Annotated in this window: 18 protein-coding genes; 11 read left to right on the top strand and 7 right to left on the bottom strand. The window is 69.6% G+C overall.

Features of this window, described 5'->3' with window-relative positions; translation table 11 throughout:
* The first annotated feature begins 9 nt into the window (after positions 1-9).
* Positions 10-1,104 carry a homocysteine S-methyltransferase family protein gene (locus tag FZO89_RS15960; RefSeq protein WP_149104413.1) on the top strand — a complete coding sequence of 365 codons (1,095 nt, stop codon included), beginning with the start codon at positions 10-12 and terminating at the stop codon, positions 1,102-1,104.
* A gap of 97 nt (positions 1,105-1,201) precedes the next feature.
* Positions 1,202-3,937, top strand: coding sequence for a methionine synthase (metH, locus tag FZO89_RS15955; RefSeq protein WP_149104412.1), 2,736 nt, complete (start codon positions 1,202-1,204; stop codon positions 3,935-3,937).
* An 81-nt stretch (positions 3,938-4,018) separates the two neighbouring features.
* Here metH and FZO89_RS15950 read toward each other — a convergent pair whose 3' ends face one another.
* The 6 genes from FZO89_RS15950 to FZO89_RS15925 form a co-directional block, all read right to left on the bottom strand.
* A complete protein-coding gene (locus tag FZO89_RS15950) occupies positions 4,019-4,627 on the bottom strand; it encodes a DUF2058 domain-containing protein (RefSeq protein ID WP_149104411.1) in 609 nt (202 codons plus the stop codon).
* A 13-nt stretch (positions 4,628-4,640) separates the two neighbouring features.
* The gene (locus tag FZO89_RS15945) at positions 4,641-4,856 is read right to left on the bottom strand and encodes a SlyX family protein (RefSeq protein WP_149104410.1); all 216 of its coding nucleotides are present in this window, start codon (positions 4,854-4,856) and stop codon (positions 4,641-4,643) included.
* Positions 4,856-6,208 carry a UDP-glucose dehydrogenase family protein gene (locus FZO89_RS15940; RefSeq protein WP_149104409.1) on the bottom strand — a complete coding sequence of 451 codons (1,353 nt, stop codon included), beginning with the start codon at positions 6,206-6,208 and terminating at the stop codon, positions 4,856-4,858. Before FZO89_RS15940 ends, FZO89_RS15945 begins: the two co-directional genes overlap by 1 nt.
* Positions 6,209-6,229: 21 nt before the next feature.
* On the bottom strand, positions 6,230-6,997 hold the full coding sequence (bamJ, locus tag FZO89_RS15935) for a BamJ family beta-barrel-assembly machinery protein (RefSeq protein WP_149104408.1): 768 nt from the start codon (positions 6,995-6,997) through the stop codon (positions 6,230-6,232).
* 82 nt (positions 6,998-7,079) lie between these two features.
* Positions 7,080-8,015: an FKBP-type peptidyl-prolyl cis-trans isomerase gene (locus FZO89_RS15930; RefSeq protein WP_149104407.1), complete on the bottom strand. Its 936-nt coding sequence runs from the start codon at positions 8,013-8,015 to the stop codon at positions 7,080-7,082.
* A 114-nt stretch (positions 8,016-8,129) separates the two neighbouring features.
* The gene (locus FZO89_RS15925; RefSeq protein ID WP_149104406.1) at positions 8,130-8,687 is read right to left on the bottom strand and encodes a glutathione peroxidase; all 558 of its coding nucleotides are present in this window, start codon (positions 8,685-8,687) and stop codon (positions 8,130-8,132) included.
* Positions 8,688-8,828: 141 nt separating this feature from the next.
* Here FZO89_RS15925 and FZO89_RS15920 point away from each other — a divergent pair, with 141 nt between their 5' ends.
* The 6 genes from FZO89_RS15920 to FZO89_RS15895 all read left to right on the top strand — a co-directional run bounded on the left by FZO89_RS15920 (position 8,829) and on the right by FZO89_RS15895 (position 13,635).
* Positions 8,829-9,299: a hypothetical protein gene (locus tag FZO89_RS15920; RefSeq protein ID WP_149104405.1), complete on the top strand. Its 471-nt coding sequence runs from the start codon at positions 8,829-8,831 to the stop codon at positions 9,297-9,299.
* A 4-nt stretch (positions 9,300-9,303) separates the two neighbouring features.
* The gene (locus tag FZO89_RS15915) at positions 9,304-9,675 is read left to right on the top strand and encodes a GntR family transcriptional regulator (RefSeq protein WP_149104404.1); all 372 of its coding nucleotides are present in this window, start codon (positions 9,304-9,306) and stop codon (positions 9,673-9,675) included.
* 5 nt (positions 9,676-9,680) lie between these two features.
* Entirely contained in the window at positions 9,681-10,550 is an 870-nt protein-coding gene (locus FZO89_RS15910; protein ID WP_425480488.1) for an ABC transporter ATP-binding protein, read from the top strand.
* Positions 10,547-11,614: a hypothetical protein gene (locus FZO89_RS15905; RefSeq protein WP_262378743.1), complete on the top strand. Its 1,068-nt coding sequence runs from the start codon at positions 10,547-10,549 to the stop codon at positions 11,612-11,614. Before FZO89_RS15910 ends, FZO89_RS15905 begins: the two co-directional genes overlap by 4 nt.
* Positions 11,615-11,930: 316 nt before the next feature.
* Entirely contained in the window at positions 11,931-12,716 is a 786-nt protein-coding gene (locus FZO89_RS18595) for a DUF2884 family protein (RefSeq protein ID WP_187471225.1), read from the top strand.
* A gap of 85 nt (positions 12,717-12,801) precedes the next feature.
* Positions 12,802-13,635 (top strand): DUF4097 family beta strand repeat-containing protein, encoded by an 834-nt coding sequence (locus FZO89_RS15895; protein WP_149104402.1) that lies wholly within the window; start codon positions 12,802-12,804, stop codon positions 13,633-13,635.
* Positions 13,636-13,699: 64 nt separating this feature from the next.
* On the opposite strand, the gene FZO89_RS15890 is transcribed toward FZO89_RS15895, so the two are convergent.
* Positions 13,700-15,124, bottom strand: coding sequence for a class II fumarate hydratase (locus FZO89_RS15890; protein ID WP_149104401.1), 1,425 nt, complete (start codon positions 15,122-15,124; stop codon positions 13,700-13,702).
* A 255-nt stretch (positions 15,125-15,379) separates the two neighbouring features.
* On the opposite strand from FZO89_RS15890, the gene purB reads away from it, so the two are divergent.
* From purB to bla, 3 genes are read left to right on the top strand one after another with little or no spacing between them, the layout of a single operon-like run.
* Positions 15,380-16,747 carry an adenylosuccinate lyase gene (gene purB, locus FZO89_RS15885; RefSeq protein WP_149104661.1) on the top strand — a complete coding sequence of 456 codons (1,368 nt, stop codon included), beginning with the start codon at positions 15,380-15,382 and terminating at the stop codon, positions 16,745-16,747.
* Between the two features lie 2 nt (positions 16,748-16,749).
* Entirely contained in the window at positions 16,750-17,148 is a 399-nt protein-coding gene (locus FZO89_RS15880) for a VOC family protein (RefSeq protein ID WP_149104400.1), read from the top strand.
* Complete coding sequence (gene bla / locus FZO89_RS15875; RefSeq protein WP_222928162.1) at positions 17,145-18,104, top strand: subclass B3 metallo-beta-lactamase; 960 nt, start codon at positions 17,145-17,147, stop codon at positions 18,102-18,104. The genes FZO89_RS15880 and bla overlap by 4 nt, the downstream gene beginning before the upstream one ends.
* The last annotated feature ends 19 nt before the right edge of the window (positions 18,105-18,123 follow it).

Here is an 18,123-nt window from a genome sequence, read left to right as displayed (position 1 = left end):
CCGGTCCCCATGAACACCCTGCCCTGGCTCCATCCCGAACGCGTCGCCCTGCTGGAGACGGCGCTGCGCGAACGCATCCTGGTGATCGACGGCGCCATGGGCACGATGATCCAGCGCCACGACCTGCAGGAGGCGGACTATCGCGGAGAGCGCTTCGCCGCCGGCTACGACTTCGCCCACCAGGCCGCGCACGCGGGCCACGGCGCGGCCTGCGGCCACGACCTCAAGGGCAACAACGACCTGCTGCTGCTGACCCGGCCCGACATCATCGCCGGTATCCACACCGCCTATCTCGAGGCAGGCGCCGACCTGGTCGAGACCAATACTTTCAACGCCACCTCGGTCAGCCAGGCCGACTACCACCTCGAGCACCTGGTGTACGAACTCAACCGCGAGGGTGCGCGCGTGGCCCGCGGATGCTGCGACGCGATCGAGGCCACCACGCCGCACAAGCCGCGCTTCGTCATCGGCGTGCTCGGGCCGACCAGCCGCACCGCCTCGATCAGCCCGGACGTGAACGACCCCGGCTTCCGCAACACCAGCTTCGACGAGTTGCGCGAAACCTATCGCGAAGCGATCGAGGGGCTGATCGACGGCGGCGCCGACACCCTGATGGTGGAGACCATCTTCGACACGCTCAACGCCAAGGCCGCGCTGTACGCGGTGGAGGAAGTGTTCGACGCGCGCGGCGGCCGGCTGCCGGTGATGATCTCCGGCACCATCACCGACGCGTCCGGGCGCACGCTGTCGGGGCAGACCGCGGAGGCGTTCTACGCCTCTGTCGCGCATGGGCGGCCGCTGTCGGTGGGCCTGAACTGCGCGCTGGGCGCGAAGGACCTGCGGCCGCACGTGGAGACGCTGGCGACCGTTGCCGACGGCTACGTCAGCGCGCATCCGAACGCGGGCCTGCCCAACGCCTTCGGTGGCTACGACGAGACCCCGGAAGAGATGGCCGAAGTGCTGAAGGAATTCGCGCAGGCCGGCCTGCTCAACCTGGTCGGCGGCTGCTGCGGCACCTCGCCCGACCACATCCGCGCGATCGCGGATGCGGTGGCCGGCGTCGCACCGCGCGCATTGCCAGCGCGACTGGCGGAGGCCGCGTGATCGGCTGCGCCCCCACCCGGCGCTTTGCGCCAGCTTCCACTCATGGAGGGCACGATGCCCCGCCGAGCGGTGGAAGGCACACAACCTGCCTGCCCACATGAACCCCATTGCGCGCCACACCCGACTCAGCGGCCTCGAGCCGCTGCTCATCACCCCGGACCTGCTGTTCGTCAACATCGGCGAGCGCACCAACGTCACCGGCAGCGCGCAGTTCCGCAAGATGATCAAGGACGACCGCTACGAGGACGCGGTCGAGGTCGCGCGCCAGCAGGTCGCGAGCGGTGCGCAGATCCTCGACGTCAACATGGACGAGGGCCTGATCGATTCCGAGAAGGCGATGACGCGCTTCCTCAACCTGATCATGTCCGAGCCGGACATCGCCCGGATCCCGATCATGGTCGACTCCTCGAAGTGGAGCGTGATCGAGGCGGGGCTGAAGTGCCTGCAGGGCAAGAGCGTGGTCAACTCGATCTCGCTCAAGGAAGGCGAGGACGCGTTCGTCGAGCAGGCGCGCAAGGTGCTGCGCTACGGCGCCGCCGCGGTGGTGATGGCGTTCGACGAGGTCGGCCAGGCCGACACCTGCGAGCGGAAGGTGGAGATCTGCACCCGCGCGTACCGGATCCTGGTCGACCGGGTCGGGTTCCCGCCCGAGGACATCATCTTCGACCCCAACATCTTCGCGGTCGCCACCGGCATCGAGGAGCACGACAACTACGCGGTCGACTTCATCGAGGCCACGCGGATCATCCGGCAGACCCTGCCCCACTGCCACGTCTCCGGCGGCGTGTCGAACGTCTCGTTCTCGTTCCGCGGCAACGAACCGGTGCGCCAGGCGATCCATGCCGTGTTCCTCTACCACGCCATCCAGGCCGGGATGGACATGGGCATCGTCAACGCCGGCGCGATGCCGATCTACGACGACCTGGACCCGGAACTGCGCGAACGCGTCGAGGACGTGATCCTCAACCGTCGCAGGGACGGCACCGAGCGGCTGCTGGAACTCGCGGAGAAGTTCAAGGGCCGCAAGGGCGAGGCGCGGGTCGAGGACCTGTCGTGGCGCGAGAAGCCGGTGCGCGAGCGCCTGGCGCACGCGCTGGTGCACGGCATCGACGCCTACGCCGAGGTCGATACCGAGGAAGCGCGGCAGCAGTCGTCGCGGCCGCTGGACGTGATCGAAGGCCCGCTGATGGACGGCATGAACATCGTCGGCGACCTGTTCGGCGCCGGCAAGATGTTCCTGCCGCAGGTGGTCAAGTCGGCGCGGGTGATGAAGAAGGCGGTGGCCTACCTGCTGCCCTTCATCGAGGCCGAGAAGCTGCGCACGGGCGATGTCGGCAAGAACAACGGCAAGATCGTGATGGCGACCGTCAAGGGCGACGTCCACGACATCGGCAAGAACATCGTCGGGGTGGTGCTGGCCTGCAACAACTTCGAGGTGATCGACCTCGGGGTGATGGTGCCGACCCAGACCATCCTCGACAGGGCACGCGAAGTCGGCGCCGACGTCATCGGCCTGTCCGGGCTGATCACCCCGTCGCTGGAGGAAATGAGCCACGTGGCGCGCGAAATGCAGCGGCAGGGCTTCACCATGCCGCTGATGATCGGCGGCGCGACCACCTCGCGCGCGCACACCGCGCTCAAGATCGACCCGCACTACAAGGCGCCCACGGTCTGGGTGAAGGACGCCTCGCGCGCGGTCGGCGTGGCGCAGTCGCTGATCAGCCCCGAGCTGCGGGAGAAGTTCGTCGCCGCAAACGACGCCGACTACGCCGAGATCCGCGAACGCCACCGCAACCGCGGCGACGCCAAGCGGCTGGTATCGCTGGCCAAGGCGCGCGGCCAGAAGTTCGATGGCGGCTGGGACACGTACGAACCGCCGGCGCCGAGGCAGCCCGGACTGCACGTGTTCGACGACTATCCGTTACAGGAACTGATCGCCTGCATGGACTGGACGCCGTTCTTCCAGGCCTGGGAACTGGCGGGCAAGTACCCGGCGATCCTCGAGGACGCCATCGTCGGCCCGCAGGCGTCCGAGCTGTACCGCGACGCGCGCGCCATGCTCGACCGGATCGTGCGCGAGAAGTGGCTGACCGCGAAGGGCGTGTTCGGGCTGTGGCCTGCAAACAGCATCGGCGACGACGTTGAAGTGACCCTGGCCGATCCCGCCGATCCGGGTCCCGCTTCCGAATCCCGAATCCCGAATTCCGAATCCCGTTGCCTGTTGCACTTCCTCCGCCAGCAGGTCGACAAGCCCGCCGACCGGCCGGACTTCTGCCTCGCGGACTTCATCGCGCCGAAGGATTCCGGCAGGCAGGACTGGATCGGCATGTTCGCCGTCACCGCGGGCATCGGCATCGACGCGCATGTCGCGCGCTTCGAGGCCGACCACGACGACTACAACGCGATCCTGCTCAAGGCGCTCGCCGACCGCCTCGCCGAGGCCTTCGCCGAGCGCCTGCACCAGCGCGTGCGCAAGGAGTACTGGGGCTATGCCGCCGACGAGGCGCTCGACAACGACGCGCTGATCGCCGAGAAGTACCGCGGCATCCGCCCCGCGCCCGGCTACCCCGCGTGCCCGGAACACAGCGAGAAGGGCACCCTGTTCCGCCTGCTCGACGCCGGGCGCAACGCCGAGATGTCGCTGACCGAGAGCTTCGCGATGCTGCCGACCGCGGCAGTATCGGGCTACTACTTCAGCCATCCGCAGAGCCAGTACTTCGTGGTCGGCCGGGTCTCGAAGGAACAGGCGCAGGACTACGCCAGGCGCAAGGGCGTGGAGCTGGCGCAGGCCGAGCGCTGGCTGGCCTCGAATCTCGACTACGACCCGGAATAGCACCCGTCCTGTATCCGCCACATCGCGTCGGGCCGCGGCAAGCCGGGCCCGACGACAGCGCGACGGCGCGACCCGCGTCGGCTACCAGACCAGGTCGTCCGGCACCTGGTATTGCGGGTCCGCGTAGGGATCGTCCGCCGCCGGCGCGTGGGGATCCACCCTCAATGCGACCGATGGCGCGAACAGCGCTTCGGCCTGCGCGAGGTCCGCGGCGGAGACCAGCAGGTAGCGTCCGTTGAGCTGCACCACGCCCAGTTCTCCGGCATTGAGCGCCCTGAGCTGCGCGGCATTGACATAGATGCGCTTGATCTTGCCGCCATAGGGGAAGTGGCGGGCGACATCCGCCTCGGGGTCGTTCAGGGTCCTGCCCTGCAGGAACGCTTCCAGCTTCGCGCGCGCCTCGCGGCGCTGGCGGGCTTCCTCCTGTCTTGCCCGTTCGGCCTGGATGCGCTCGTCCTTTTCCTTCTGCGCACGGATCGCGTAGGCCTTGGCGAGGTCGATGTCCTCGCGCGTGCGCGGCGGCTTGCCGCCCCTGCGCGGGCTGCCGGGACCGGCGGCGCCTGGTTTCGGCTTGCCCCGCCGATCGTGCGGCGGCACGTCGCGCGCCTGCGCCGGCTTCTGCGGACGCGCCGGCCTGGCCGCGGGCTTGAAACCGAGGCCCAGCAATTGGTCGCGCAATGAATCGCTCATGGCTGTGCGTAGATCAGTAATGGGGCGGCGGCGGTTCGAGCGCGGCATCGCCGGGACCGTCGCCACGTGCCAGTTTCAGGTCCTCGAGCATGCGCTTCAACAGGTCGGCGTTCCCTGCCGACTCCAGCCGCATCGCCGTCAGGGCGTCGTTCAGCTCGGAAATCACCTGCTCCTGGAACGCCAGGCGGGTTTCCAGTTCGACCAGGCGTCGTTCGAGCGCGTCGTCCATCAGGCCCGATCCTGCCGGATCGACCGGCCCCGGCCGATGGCCCAGTAGGCGATCCCCGCGGCTTCGATCTCCGCCGGCTCGTACAGGTTGCGGCCGTCGAACACGACCGCGTCGCGCAGGCTCCGCTTCAGGAACTCGAAATCCGGGCTGCGGAACTGCTTCCATTCCGTGATGACGGCCAGCGCATCCGCCCCCTGCAGGGCTTCGTCGTCGGTGTCGCAGAGCACGAGGTCCTCGCGCTCGCCGAAGATGCGGCGGGCTTCGTCACGCGCCTCGGGATCGAAGGCACGCACGCGCGCCCCCGCGTCCCACAGCTGCTGCAGCAGGCGCCGGCTCGAGGCCTCTCGCATGTCGTCGGTATTGGGCTTGAACGCCAGGCCCCAGAGCGCCACGGTCTTGCCGCGCAACACGCCGGCGGCGCCGTAATGACGCACGAACAGGTCGAACAGATGGGCCTTCTGGCGATCGTTCACCGCCTCGACCGCGTTGAGCAGGGTCGGCTCGAGCGAGTGCTGCGCGGCGGTGCGCGCCAGCGCCTGCACATCCTTCGGGAAGCACGAGCCGCCGTAGCCCGCGCCGGGATAGATGAAGTGCCAGCCGATGCGCGGATCCGAGCCGATGCCACGGCGCACCTGTTCGACGTCCGCGCCCACCTTCTCGGCGATGTTCGCGATCTCGTTCATGAAGCTGATCTTGGTCGCGAGCATCGCGTTGGCGGCGTACTTGGTCAGTTCGGCCGAACGCACGTCCATCGCCACGATCCGGTCGTGGTTGCGGTTGAAAGGCGCGTACAGCCTGCGCAGCTTCTCGATCGACGCGGGTTCACGGCTGCCGAGCACGATCCGGTCCGGGCGCATGCAGTCCTCGACCGCCGCGCCTTCCTTCAGGAACTCGGGGTTCGAGACGACGTCGAAGTCGATGTCGACACCGCGCGATTCCAGTTCCGCCGCGATGGTCGCGCGCACCTGGTCGGCGGTGCCGACCGGCACCGTCGACTTGTCGACCACGATCGCCGGAGCCCGCAGGTGGCGCCCGATCGTCCGCGCGACTGCCAGCACGTACTGCAGGTCGGCACTGCCGTCCTCGTCGGGCGGCGTGCCGACGGCGATGAACACGATCTCCGCCGAGGCCACCGCCGCCCCGGCATCGGTGGTGAACTTCAGGCGCCCGGCCGCGTGGTTGGCCTTGACCATCGGTTCCAGGCCGGGCTCGTAGATCGGGATCACGCCCCTCTGAAGACCGTCGATCTTGGCCTGGTCGATGTCCACGCACACCACGTCGTGCCCGACTTCCGCCAGGCAGGTACCGCTGACGAGGCCGACATAACCGGTGCCGAAGATGGCGACGTGCATTCCCTGCGGTCTCCCTCGGGCTTACTCGGCCGCGTTGACGATGTCGAGCAGTTCCACCTCGAACACCAGGGTGGCGTTCGGGCCGATCGGACCGCCCGGCGTGCCCTGCTCGCCATAGCCCAGCTTGCCGGGGATCCACAGCTTGTACTTGCTGCCCACCGGCATCAGCTGCAGGCCTTCCTGCCAGCCGGGCACGACCTGCGCCAGCGCGAACTCGACCGGTTCGCCGCGCGCATAGGAATCATCGAAGGTCTCGCCGTCGAGCAGCGTGCCCTTGTAATGCACCCGGACGGTGTCGCCAGCCTTCGGCTTCGTGCCCGAGCCCTCGCTCAACACCTGGTACTGCAGCCCGGACGCGGTGGTCTGCACGTCCGGCTTGCCGGCGTTCTCGGCGAGGAACTTCTCGCCCTCGGCCGCGTTCTTCTTGCCCGACTCCTGGATCTCGGCCATCTGCCTGGCCTGCATGCGCATGCTGAAGTCCTGCATGACCTGCATCGCCTCTTCCTGGGTCAGCACCGGCTCTTTGCCGTCGATCGTGCTCCTGACCGCCTTGAACACCGTATCCAGGTCGACCTCGTCCTTCGCCGCCTTGAGGCTGTCGCCGATCTGCATGCCGATCACGTAGCTGACCTGTTCCTTCTCCGTCTTCAGGCCACCCTTCGCCGCTACCGCGGGCGCGTCCTCGCCGCTGCCGTCGACCGGCTTGCCGGTTTCCTTGTCCAGGGGTTTGCAGGCCAGCAGCGCGACCGACAGCGCAACGCCGAGCACGACCAGGGAGGTGGAACGCATCGTAACTTTCATCGGGGACTCCAGACGGAACACAAAAGCAGGGGGACGAGGCCGGCGTCAGGGCGCCGGCGCGGGATTGGTGTCAGGGGATGCCGAGCAGTTCGACCTCGAACACCAGGGTGGCGTTCGGGCCGATGAGCGGCGGGCTGCCGGCCCGGCCGTAGGCGAGTTCGCCCGGGATCCAGAACTGGTACTTGCTGCCGACCGGCATCAGGGTCAGGCCCTCGGTCCAGCCGGCGATCACCTGGTTGAGACCGAACTCGGCCGGCTCGCCGCGCGCGATCGAACTGTCGAACTCGGTGCCGTCGAGCAGGGTGCCGCGGTAGTGCACGCGGACCTGGTCGCCCGGCTTCGGTCGCGGACCCGAACCGGCCCGCAGCACGCGATACTGCAGGCCCGACCCGGTGGCGAACACGCCCTTGGCGGTCCGGTTGCGGGCCAGGAATTCGGCGCCGGCCTGGCGGTTGGCCTCGGCCTTGCGCTCGGCATCGCGTTTGGAGCGCTGTTCCAGCGTCGCCCGCACTTCGGAGGCCTGTTCCGTGGACAGCAGTGGCGTCCCGCCCTCGATCACGGTGCGCACCGCCTGCACCAGCACCGGCACCTCGATGGTGTCGGCAAGCGGCGCCAGCGAGCGACCGACATTGAGGCCGGTCATCAGTCCGACCTTGGCCCGGTCGACCGGCGGCGGTTGCGCGCCCGGCGCCATGCCCGGGATCCTGCGCCCGCTGCGCGCCGCCACGCGCTGCATCAGTGCCTGCCCCACCTGGGCGACGTCGGCTTCGCCGATCAGCGGCTCGCCGCCGGCCAGCGCCTGGGCGACCGCGCGCTCGAAGCTCGCGTAGTCGATGTCGGGTCCCGCCGCTTCCAGCGAGCGGCCGACATCCATGCCGATCAGGTAGCTGACCTGCTCGCGCTCGCCCGCGAGGCTGGTGAGCGACTGCGCCGGCGCCGGCGCGACGTTCCCCGCGAGCAGCGCAGACAGCCCCAGCGCGGCGAAGCCACGCACGAAACGATTCATTGAAACGAGACTCCGGCACGCGCCGATGCAGGCGACGCAATGGCGCTATTGTCGCGAGCGGCGCCCGCGACGGCAATCACGGGGCGCCGCGGCGGCCCGGCGGCGTTCAGCACCTCAGGTCCCTGGCCGGGGCGCCTCGAGCGCGCGTTCGATCGCGGCGACGATCTCCGGGTCTTCCGGAATCGTGCGGCTGCCCCACGACGCGAGAACCTTGCCGTCGCGGCCGACCAGATACTTGTGGAAGTTCCAGGCCGGGGCTTCGCCGGTGGCCTTGGCCAGATCGCGATACAGCGGCGTGGCTTCGTCGCCGATGACGTGCACCGGCTGGAACATCGGGAACTTCACGCCGTAGGTCAGCGTGCAGAACTCCTGGATCTTCTTCTCGTCCTCGAACTCCTGCCCGCGGAAATCCGCGGACGGAAAGCCGAGCACGGCGAATCCACGCGCCTTGTAGCGCGAGTGCAGGGTTTCGAGCCCTTCGAACTGCGGCGCGAAGCCGCACTTGCTCGCCGTATTGACCACCAGCAGCACCTGGCCACCGTAGGTGCTGGCGAGGTCGACCGGCTGCTTTCCGGTCAGGGGCCGGTAGCTGCGCTCGAGCAGATCCGAGGCTCCCGCCACCGCCGATACGGCCAGTAAAGCTGCCGCTGCGAGATATCTCATTGTTTTCATGACGTTTTTCGGCCAGTCGTTTCGGAAGGTATTCGGACCATGACTTCAGTTGGGTCGATTCTGCACGGAAACCCCTTGCACCCGGCTGTCTTGGTGTTATAGTTGAATACAACACCTATCCACCAGAGCAGGACGTTCATCATGAACCGCAAGCTCCGCAACACGATACTGGCTTTCTCGGTGACCGGCATGGCGCTGGCCGTGGGCCTGCTTGCCGCGCATCCGGTCCTGCCCGACGAGGCCGGCGCGACCGCCCCCGTCGTCCAGGCAGCAGCTCCCACCGCCCCGCTCATCCCCCTCGCCGCGCTCGACGCCCCGGGCGATGCGGTGGCCGCCGAAGCGGCGTCCGCACCGCTCGGTACCCGGGTTCCCCGCTACACCCCGGCCCTGGTCGATGCCGAATCGCTGCAGCGCGCAGTGGCCATGACCGTGGGCTTCGTCGTCGCCATCGCCACCGGGTCGACCCCAGCCGATGCCGATGCCGGCGCCACCGCCTCCGGCGGCGAACAAGCGGCAGCCACGCGCACCCGCCGCAGCGGCAGCGTGCGCAGCGCGATCGCCGTCCCCTACTTCTCGTTCGCACGCGGGGCCGGCCGCGCCGGCCGGAGCTGATGCCATGACCAACATCCAGTGGAGCGATGGCGCTCCGATCTACCGCCAGCTGAAGGAACGCGTGATCGCGATGATGCTGGACGGGGTACTCAAACCGGGCGACGCGCTGCCGTCGGTGCGCCAGGTCGCCGCCGAATACCAACTCAATCCGATCACCGTCTCGCGCGCCTACCAGGAGCTGGCGGACGAGTCGCTGGTCGAAAAACGAAGGGGCCTTGGCATGTACGTCACCGAAGAAGCCGCGAAGAAACTCCTGCTCAACGAACGCGAACGCTTCCTGCACGAGGAATGGCCGCTGGTGCTCGAACGCATCCAGCGCCTGGGTCTCGCGCTGGGGGACCTGATGCGGGCACCGGCGAACGGAGGTACGCGATGAACGCGATGGCCGACAACCTGCAGGTGGTCGATGCGCGCGGCCTGCGCAAGGCGTACAGGAACAAGCTCGCGCTCGACGGCGCCAGCTTCCGCATCGAAGCCGGCCGCATCGTCGGCCTGATCGGGCCCAACGGCGCCGGCAAGACCACCGCGCTCAAGGCGATGCTGGGACTGATCCCGTTCGACGGCGAGCTGAGCGTGCTCGGCCGCGACCCGCGCACCCAGCGCGACGAACTGATGAAGGACGTGTGCTTCATCGCCGACGTGGCGGTTCTGCCGCGCTGGATCCGGGTGCGCGAGGCGATCGACTTCGTCGCCGGCGTGCATCCGCGCTTCGATCGCGCCAAGTGCGAGCGCTTCCTCGCCAACACCCAGCTCAAGCCGAAGCAGCGCGTGCGCGAGATGTCCAAGGGCATGATCGTGCAGCTGCACCTGGCGCTGGTGATGGCGATCGACGCGAAGCTGCTGGTGCTCGACGAACCCACCCTGGGCCTGGACATCCTCTACCGCAAGCAGTTCTACCAGCGCCTGCTGGAGGACTATTTCGACGAGCAGAAGACCATCGTCATCACCACCCACCAGGTCGAGGAGGTCGAGCACATCCTCACCGACGTCATGTTCATCCGCGACGGCAAGGTGGTGCTCGACGCGCCGATGGAGCACGTCGGCGAGCGCTTCACCGAGGTGCTGGTCAATGCCGACCAGGCCGATGCCGCGCGCCAGCTGGGGCCGATCGACGAGCGCTCGCTGCCGTTCGGCAAGACCGTGATGCTGTTCGACGGCGTGCCGCCGCCCACGCTCGCCGCCTTCGGCGAAACCCGTACACCCGGGCTCGCAGACCTGTTCGTGGCCACGATGAAAGGAACCTACGCATGAACGCCGTTGCCGACACCCTGCCCGATGCCCCGCGTCCGGCCGGCGCAGGGCACATCCATCCCACCCACCGCTTCCGCTGGCTGCTGCGGCGCGAGTTCTGGGAGCACAAGGGCGGCTTCCTGTGGGCGCCGCTGGTGGCAGGCGGCATCTCGCTGCTGCTCTCGGCGATGGGCATCGTGATGGCGATCGTGGCCGCGCGCGGCAAGGTCCCGGACGACGCTCAGATCTCGCTCGGCGACGGCACCCGGGTCCAGGTCAACGGCCTGGACCTAGGCATGCTGACCTCGCGCCTCGGCCACGAGGACCTGGCACGGCTGGGCGACGGCATCGACGTCACCCTGATCCTGGCCTCGAGCTGGCCGTTCATCGTGCTGGCGTTCGTGATGTTCTTCTACTGCCTCGGCGCGCTGTACGACGAGCGCAAGGACCGCAGCGTGCTGTTCTGGAAGTCGCTGCCGCTGTCGGATGGATCGACGGTGCTCTCGAAGGTGGCGAGCGCCACGCTTGTCGCGCCGCTGCTGGCGACGCTGGCCGCGATCGCCACCATGTTCGGATTCCTCGTGCTGATCAGCGTGGTGGCGATGGCCTATGGCGGCAACCCGATGACGCTGCTGTGGGGCCCGTCCAGCCCGCTGGTGCTGTCGGCGCAGTACATCGCGGCGATCCCGGTGTACGCACTGTGGGCGATGCCGACCATCGGCTGGCTGATGCTGTGCTCGGCATGGGCCAAGAGCAAGCCCTTCCTGTGGGCGATCACGATCCCGCTGTTCGCAGGCCTGTTCGTCGCCTGGCTGGAGTTCCTCGGCGTGTTCCACGACGTGACCTGGCCGTTCTTCAGGGACGTCGTGCTGCGCATGCTGACCAGCGTGTTTCCGATGACCTGGATGGACCTGCAGTACCTGGAACAGGTCGACTTCGAGGTCGCCGGCGCCGCCCGCAACCTGATGCATCCGGCGTCGGTATACCGGAACCTGGCCAATCCCGAGCTGTGGATCGGCGTGGTCGCCGGCGCGGCGATGATCTTCGGCGCCATCCGCCTCCGCCGCTGGCGGGATGAGGGGTGAGGCCGCGATGCTCGCGAAGCATCGCTTCGCATCGCGGCCGAACGCCCGGCGCGCTGCGCCGGGCCGGGTGAGGCCGGGCGCTTGCGAACTGGCCTATCGTCAGTTCGCGCCCGGGCGAACGCCCGGCCAGGGATGGCCGGGCCGGACCATCCGGAGCCCTGCAGCCCCGCCTTGGATGGCGCCGCGCGGACACCGAAGCCGGCGCTGCCGCGCGTTACCGAACGCTCCACCGCGGCGCCACGACGCAGCGTCGCGACAACCGCGTTAGCAGAATCGCCATAGCACCGCCCACCACGATTCCGAAGGGACAACGCCCATGAAAGCCCTCGCCACCCTCGCCCTGACCGCCTGCCTGCCCCTCCTCGTCGCCTGCCAGCGCGACGAGCCGCCGACCCCGGAATCCGGGTCCGAGGCGACGCCCGCGCCCACCACCGCCCTGGGCCGCACCGTCGCCCGGGCCATGGACGAGGCGCGCAAGGAACTGCGCGAGGGCGACATGAGCCTCAACGGCGACTACGACGTGCGCATCAACGGCAAGCGCATCCGCCACGACGCCAGCGACCTGCCGCCCGCCGAGATCACGCCCGAGGGCGAACTGCGCGTTTCGGGGTCGATGGTGGCGATGGATGACGACGCGCGTGCACTGGCCCGCGACTATCGCCTGGCCCTGATCGACATCGCCGAGGCCGGCATGGATCTCGGCGTGCGTGGCGCCGACCTCGGCATGAAGGCCGCCGGCGACGCGATCGGCAGCCTGCTGCGCGGCGATACCGAGGAAATGGAGAAGCGGGTCGAGGCCGAAGCGGAGCAGCTCGAAGTCGCCGCGATGGAATTGTGCGACCGGCTGCCCCGGCTGCTGGCGACGCAGCAGGCGCTGGCCGCGGCGGTGCCGGAGTTCGCGCCCTACGCGCGGATGGACGCCGGCGACATCGACGACTGCCGCAACGGCCACGCCGACGAGGGCGACCACGACGCGGCGGAAGACAACGCGGACAGGCGGCTCGACGCCGCCGCGGAAGCCGATGCCGCCGCCGAAGCCGATGCCACTGCCGAGGCGGACGCCGCGGCCGATGCCGCCTCCGCAGCAGACCCGGAACGGTGAACCCGTCCGGGCGCGGGGGTCGTCCGCTTCAACCATTCGCGCGTCCGGCGCATCCCAGTTCCTCCAACCCTCGGAAGGACAGCCCATGACCCGCCCCGCCACGCTCGCCCTGCTGCTGCTCGCCGCCGCCTCCGCGCCCGTGCTTGCCGACGACAAGTGCCGCCATTCCGCGCCCCGCAGCCTCGACCTGGACCTGGAAGGCGTCACCGCGGTGATGTTCCACGTGGGTCCGCACAACCTGCGCGTCGACGCCTCGGCGTCGGCGACGGGAGCCGTGCGTGGTCGCGCCTGCGCCTCGGATGCGGACCGCCTGGACGCGCTCACGCTGACCCAGGAGCGCAGCGGCGGGAAACTGATCGTGCGCCTGGAGCACGACAACGACTGGAGCGGCCTCACGCTCGGCAACCGCTACGCCTACATGACGCTCGAGGCGAGCGTGCCAGCCGAGCTCATGGTGCAACTGGACGTCGGCTCCGGGGACGGCCGGGTGGACGGCGCTTCCGCGGTCAGCGCCGACGTGGGATCCGGCGACGTCGAGGTGTTCCGCACCCGTGGCCGCGTGACGGCCCAGGTCGGATCGGGCGACATCCTGGTCGACGATGCCGGCGAACTGCGGGTCCTGTCGATCGGCTCGGGCGACGTGGAGGCGGAGGATCTGCGCGGCGACGTGGAGGTCGGCAGCATCGGTTCCGGCGATTTCAGCCTGGCGCGCGCCACCGGCAACGTGACCATCCGCTCGATCGGCTCGGGCGACGCCGAACTCACCGACGTGGGCGGCAGCGTCTCGCTCGGGTCCATCGGCTCGGGCGACCTCGACGTGACCGGCGTCGGCGGAGACCTGACCGTGTCTTCCGTCGGCAGCGGCGATGTCGACCACAGCGGGGTGACCGGAACCGTGTCGCTTCCACGCAAGCGCTGAAAGGTCGAAGCGCGCCGACGCAGCATGACCCGTCGGCCGGCGCCCGGTGGCGGCTTTCCCGGTCTCAGCCGCCGCTACCACCGGCGCCATGGATCCCGCCGCGGGTGAGCGCGGCCGGGTCGAGCAACCGCTTCAGCGCCTGTGCCGACAGTCCGCTGTCCTCCAGCGCCACGTCGAACACCGGTCGCTGCTCGCGGTAGGCGCGCTTGGCGATCGCCGCGGCCTTCTCGTAGCCGATCACCGGGTTCAGCGCCGTCACCAGGATCGGATTGCGGTGCAGCGCGGCGTCGATCCGGTCGCGGCGCAGGTTAAGTCCGGCGATCGCGTCGTCGGCGAGCAGCCTGAGGATGCGCGAAAGCAAGCCGATCGAGTCGAGCAGGTTCGCCGCGATCAGCGGCAGCGCGACGTTGAGCTGGAAGTTGCCGGTCTGGCCGGCGACCGTGATCGCGGCGTGGTGGCCGATCACCTGCGCGCCCACCATCACCGCCGCCTCCGGGATCACCGGATTGACCTTGCCGGGCATGATCGAACTGCCCGGCTGCAGCGCCGGCAGCTCGATCTCGCCGAGCCCGGCCAGCGGGCCCGAGTTCATCCAGCGCAGGTCGTTGGCGATCTTGATCAGGGCCACGGCCAGGGCATTGAGCTGCCCGGACAGCTCCACCGCGTCGTCCTGCGCGGCGATCCCCTCGAACTTGTCGTCGGCGGAAACGAACGTGGTCGGGGTGAGCCGGGACAGCTCGCGCGCCATCTTCCTGCCGAACTTCGGGTCGGCATTGATGCCGGTACCGATCGCCGTGCCGCCGATCGGCAACCGGCGCAGGCGCCCGAGCGCATCGGTGATGCGCGCCTGCGCCGACGCCAGCTGCGACGACCAGGCGCCGAATTCCTGGGCGACGGTCATCGGCATCGCGTCCATCAGGTGGGTGCGCCCGGTCTTGACCACCTTGCCGAAGCTGCGCGCGCGACGATCGATGGCCTTGCGCAGGTGCGCCAGCGCCGGCAGCAGGTCCTCGACCACGGCCAGCTGCGCGGACACGCGGATCGCGGTGGGGATCACGTCGTTGGAACTCTGGCCGAGGTTGACGTGGTCGTTGGGGTGGACCTTCGCCCCGGCCCGCGAGGCGAGCCTGGCGATCACCTCGTTGGCGTTCATGTTCGACGAGGTGCCGGAGCCGGTCTGGTAGATGTCGATCGGGAATTGCGCGTCGTGGCGGCCCGAGGCCACCTCCATCGCGGCGGCGTGGATCGCCTTCGCGGTGGTCTCGGGCAGCAGGCCGAGCTCGCCGTTGACGGTCGCGGCCGCGGCCTTGACCAGGCCCAGCGCGCGGATGAAGCCGCGCGGCATCGGTTGCCCGGACACCGGGAAGTTCTGCACCGCCCGCTGGGTCTGCGCGCCCCACAGGGCGTCGGCCGGCACCTGCAGTTCGCCCATGCTGTCGTGCTCGACCCGGAACCGGGCGTTCGTGGCCGGCGTCTTCGACTTGCCCATCGCTCGGGACTCCTCTCGCGCGGACGGCTGCATGCGCGCCCGTTCTCCGTGCAGGATAGCGGCGCAGCCGTGGCGGCGCTGCGAGCGTGGCCCAGGCAGATGCGGACGCGCCGCGGGAATCGCATCGCGCGCGACCTGCCCATCGATCGCACACGCCGCGCGCAGGCCCGCGTGTCGCGGCGTGCCCCACCGCTCCGCAGCCTCTAGAATATGGGCCCCGCCCGCGTCCGCCAGGCCTCCATGCCCGCCACCGCACTGCAAGACGCCACCCTGCTCGCCCTCTCGCCGCTCGATGGACGCTATGCCGGCAAGGTCGACGCGCTGCGCCCGATCTTCTCCGAATACGGCCTGATCCATGCCCGCGTGCGGGTCGAGGTGGAGTGGCTGATCGCGCTGGCCGCGGAACCGGCGATCACCGGGCTGCCCGCCTTCGACCCGACCCAGACGGCGGCGCTGCAGGCCCTGTGGCAGGGCTTCTCGGTGGCCGACGCGGCGCGGGTCAAGGAGATCGAACGTACCACCAACCACGACGTCAAGGCGGTCGAGTACTTCATCAAGGAGCGGCTGAAGGACGAGGCGTCGCTGGCGCAGGCGCTGGAGTTCGTGCATTTCGCCTGCACCAGCGAGGACATCAACAACCTCGCCTACGCGCTGATGCTCGGCCAGGCCCGCCAGCAGGTGCTGCTGCCGAAGCTAGATGCGCTCATCGGCAAGCTGCGCGGCATGGCCCACGAACATGCCGCGCTGCCGATGCTGGCGCGGACCCACGGCCAGAGCGCCTCGCCGACCACGGTCGGCAAGGAGATCGCGAACGTCGTCGCGCGCCTGCAGCGCCAGGGCGAGCAGCTGGCCGCGGTCTCCATCACCGGCAAGGTCAACGGCGCGGTCGGCAACTACAACGCCCACGTCGCCAGCTATCCGGATGTCGACTGGCCGGCGTTCGCCCGGCGCTTCGTCGAATCGCTCGGCATCGAGTTCAATCCCTGGACCACCCAGATCGAGCCGCACGACTGCATCGCCGAGCTGTGCGACGCGCACAAGCGCATCGGCACCATCGCGATCGACCTGTGCCGCGACGTCTGGGGCTACATCTCGCTGGGGTACTTCCGGCAGTCGGTGGTGGCCGGCGAAGTCGGCAGCTCGACCATGCCGCACAAGGTCAACCCGATCGACTTCGAGAACGCGGAAGGCAACTTCGGCATCGCCAACGCGCTGTTCGAGCACTTCGCCGCGAAGCTGCCGGTGAGCCGCTGGCAGCGCGACCTCACCGATTCCACCGTGCTGCGCGCGCTCGGCACCGCGTTCGGGCACGCGCTGATCGGTTTCGACGCGCTGCTGCGGGGGCTGGACAAGCTCAGTCCCAACCAGGAGCGGCTGGCCGCCGACCTCGACGCCGCCTGGGAGGTCCTGGCCGAGGCCGTGCAGACGGTGATGCGGCGCGAGGGCCTGCCCAATCCCTACGAACAGCTCAAGGCCCTGACCCGCGGCCAGGGCATCACCGAACAGTCGATGCGGCGCTTCATCGAATCGCTGGAGCTGCCCGCCGACGACCGGCGCCGGCTGCTGGCGATGACGCCGGCCGACTACACCGGCCTGGCCGCGAGGCTGGCCGGCGAGGTCTGAGCGTGCGGCTGCTGCTCAACATCGACGTTCCCGACCTCGCCGCCGCGGAGGCGTTCTACGTCGCCGCGTTCGGCCTCGCACCGGCGCGCAGGTTCGGCGACGCGGTGGTCGAGCTGACCGGCGCCGAGGCGCCGGTGTACCTGCTGCGCAAGGCCGCCGGCAGCGAGGGGGCCGGCGGCCGCCTCCGCGACTATGGGCGGCACTGGACCCCGCTGCACTGCGACGTCGTGGTCGACGACCTCGATGCCGCCCTGGCGCGCGCGCCTGCCGCCGGCGCGACCTGTGAAGGCGAGGTGCGCGAGGCGGCCTGGGGCCGTATCGTCCAGCTCGCGGACCCGTTCGGGCACGGCTGGTGCCTGCTGCAATTCCTCGGCCGCGGCTACGACGAGATCGCCACATGAACACCCGCTCCCTTTTGCTCCCCGCCGCCGCCTGGCTGCTGCTCGCCGCGTGCACGCCCGCCGCCCCGCCCACCGGCGTGGCGCACGCGTCCGCAACCGCCCCGACGGCAGGCTCGGTCGTCGAACCACCTGCCACGCGCTGCAACGACAGGTCCGGCTGGAACGATCCGGCCGCACCGCTGCGGGTCCACGGCAACACCTGGTACGTCGGCACCTGCGGCATCAGCGCCCTGCTGGTGACTTCTCCCGACGGCCACGTGCTGGTCGACGGCGCCACCCCGAAGGCCGGCGGGCTGATCGTGGACAACATCCGCAAGCTCGGCTTCGATCCCGGCGACGTGAAGGCGATCGTGCTGTCGCACGAGCATTTCGACCACGCCGGCGGGCTGGCGGCGCTGCAGGAGGCGAGCGGCGCGCCGGTCTTCGCCCTGGCGCCCGCGGTGGCCACGCTGCGGCGCGGGACCAGCGACCGTACCGATCCGCAGTTCCTCGCGCTCGAATCGTTCCCGCCGGTCGCCGACGTGCGCGTCGTGGCGCAGGACGGCGTGGTCCGCGCCGGCTCCGTCGAACTGCAGGCGATCCCGACGCCCGGGCACACGCCCGGCGGCACCAGCTGGACCTGGCGCTCCTGCGAAGGCGAGGACTGCCTGCAGGTGGTCTACGCCGACAGCCTGACCGCGATCTCCGACGACGAATTCCGCTACGACGACGACGCGGCGCACCCGGGCTACCTGGCGGCGTTCCGGGACACGCTGGCGCGCGTGGCCGCGCTTCCCTGCGACATCCTGGTCACTCCGCACCCCTCGGCCAGCGGACTGTGGGATCGCATCGGGCCGGATGCGCAGCGGCCGCTGGTCGACGACGGCGCCTGCCTGGCCTACGCGCAGGCGGGGGCCGAACGCCTCGAAAAGCGGTTGGCCGACGAGGCCGCCAGGGCCGCGGCCACGACGCCGTGAACGCCCTCCCGATCGAGGT

It is taken from the genome of Luteimonas viscosa, assembly GCF_008244685.1.
GTDB classification, from domain to species: Bacteria; Pseudomonadota; Gammaproteobacteria; order Xanthomonadales; family Xanthomonadaceae; genus Luteimonas; species Luteimonas viscosa.
Note: the sequence above shows the minus strand (reverse complement) of the source record. Positions and strands in the feature narration are given on the sequence as shown.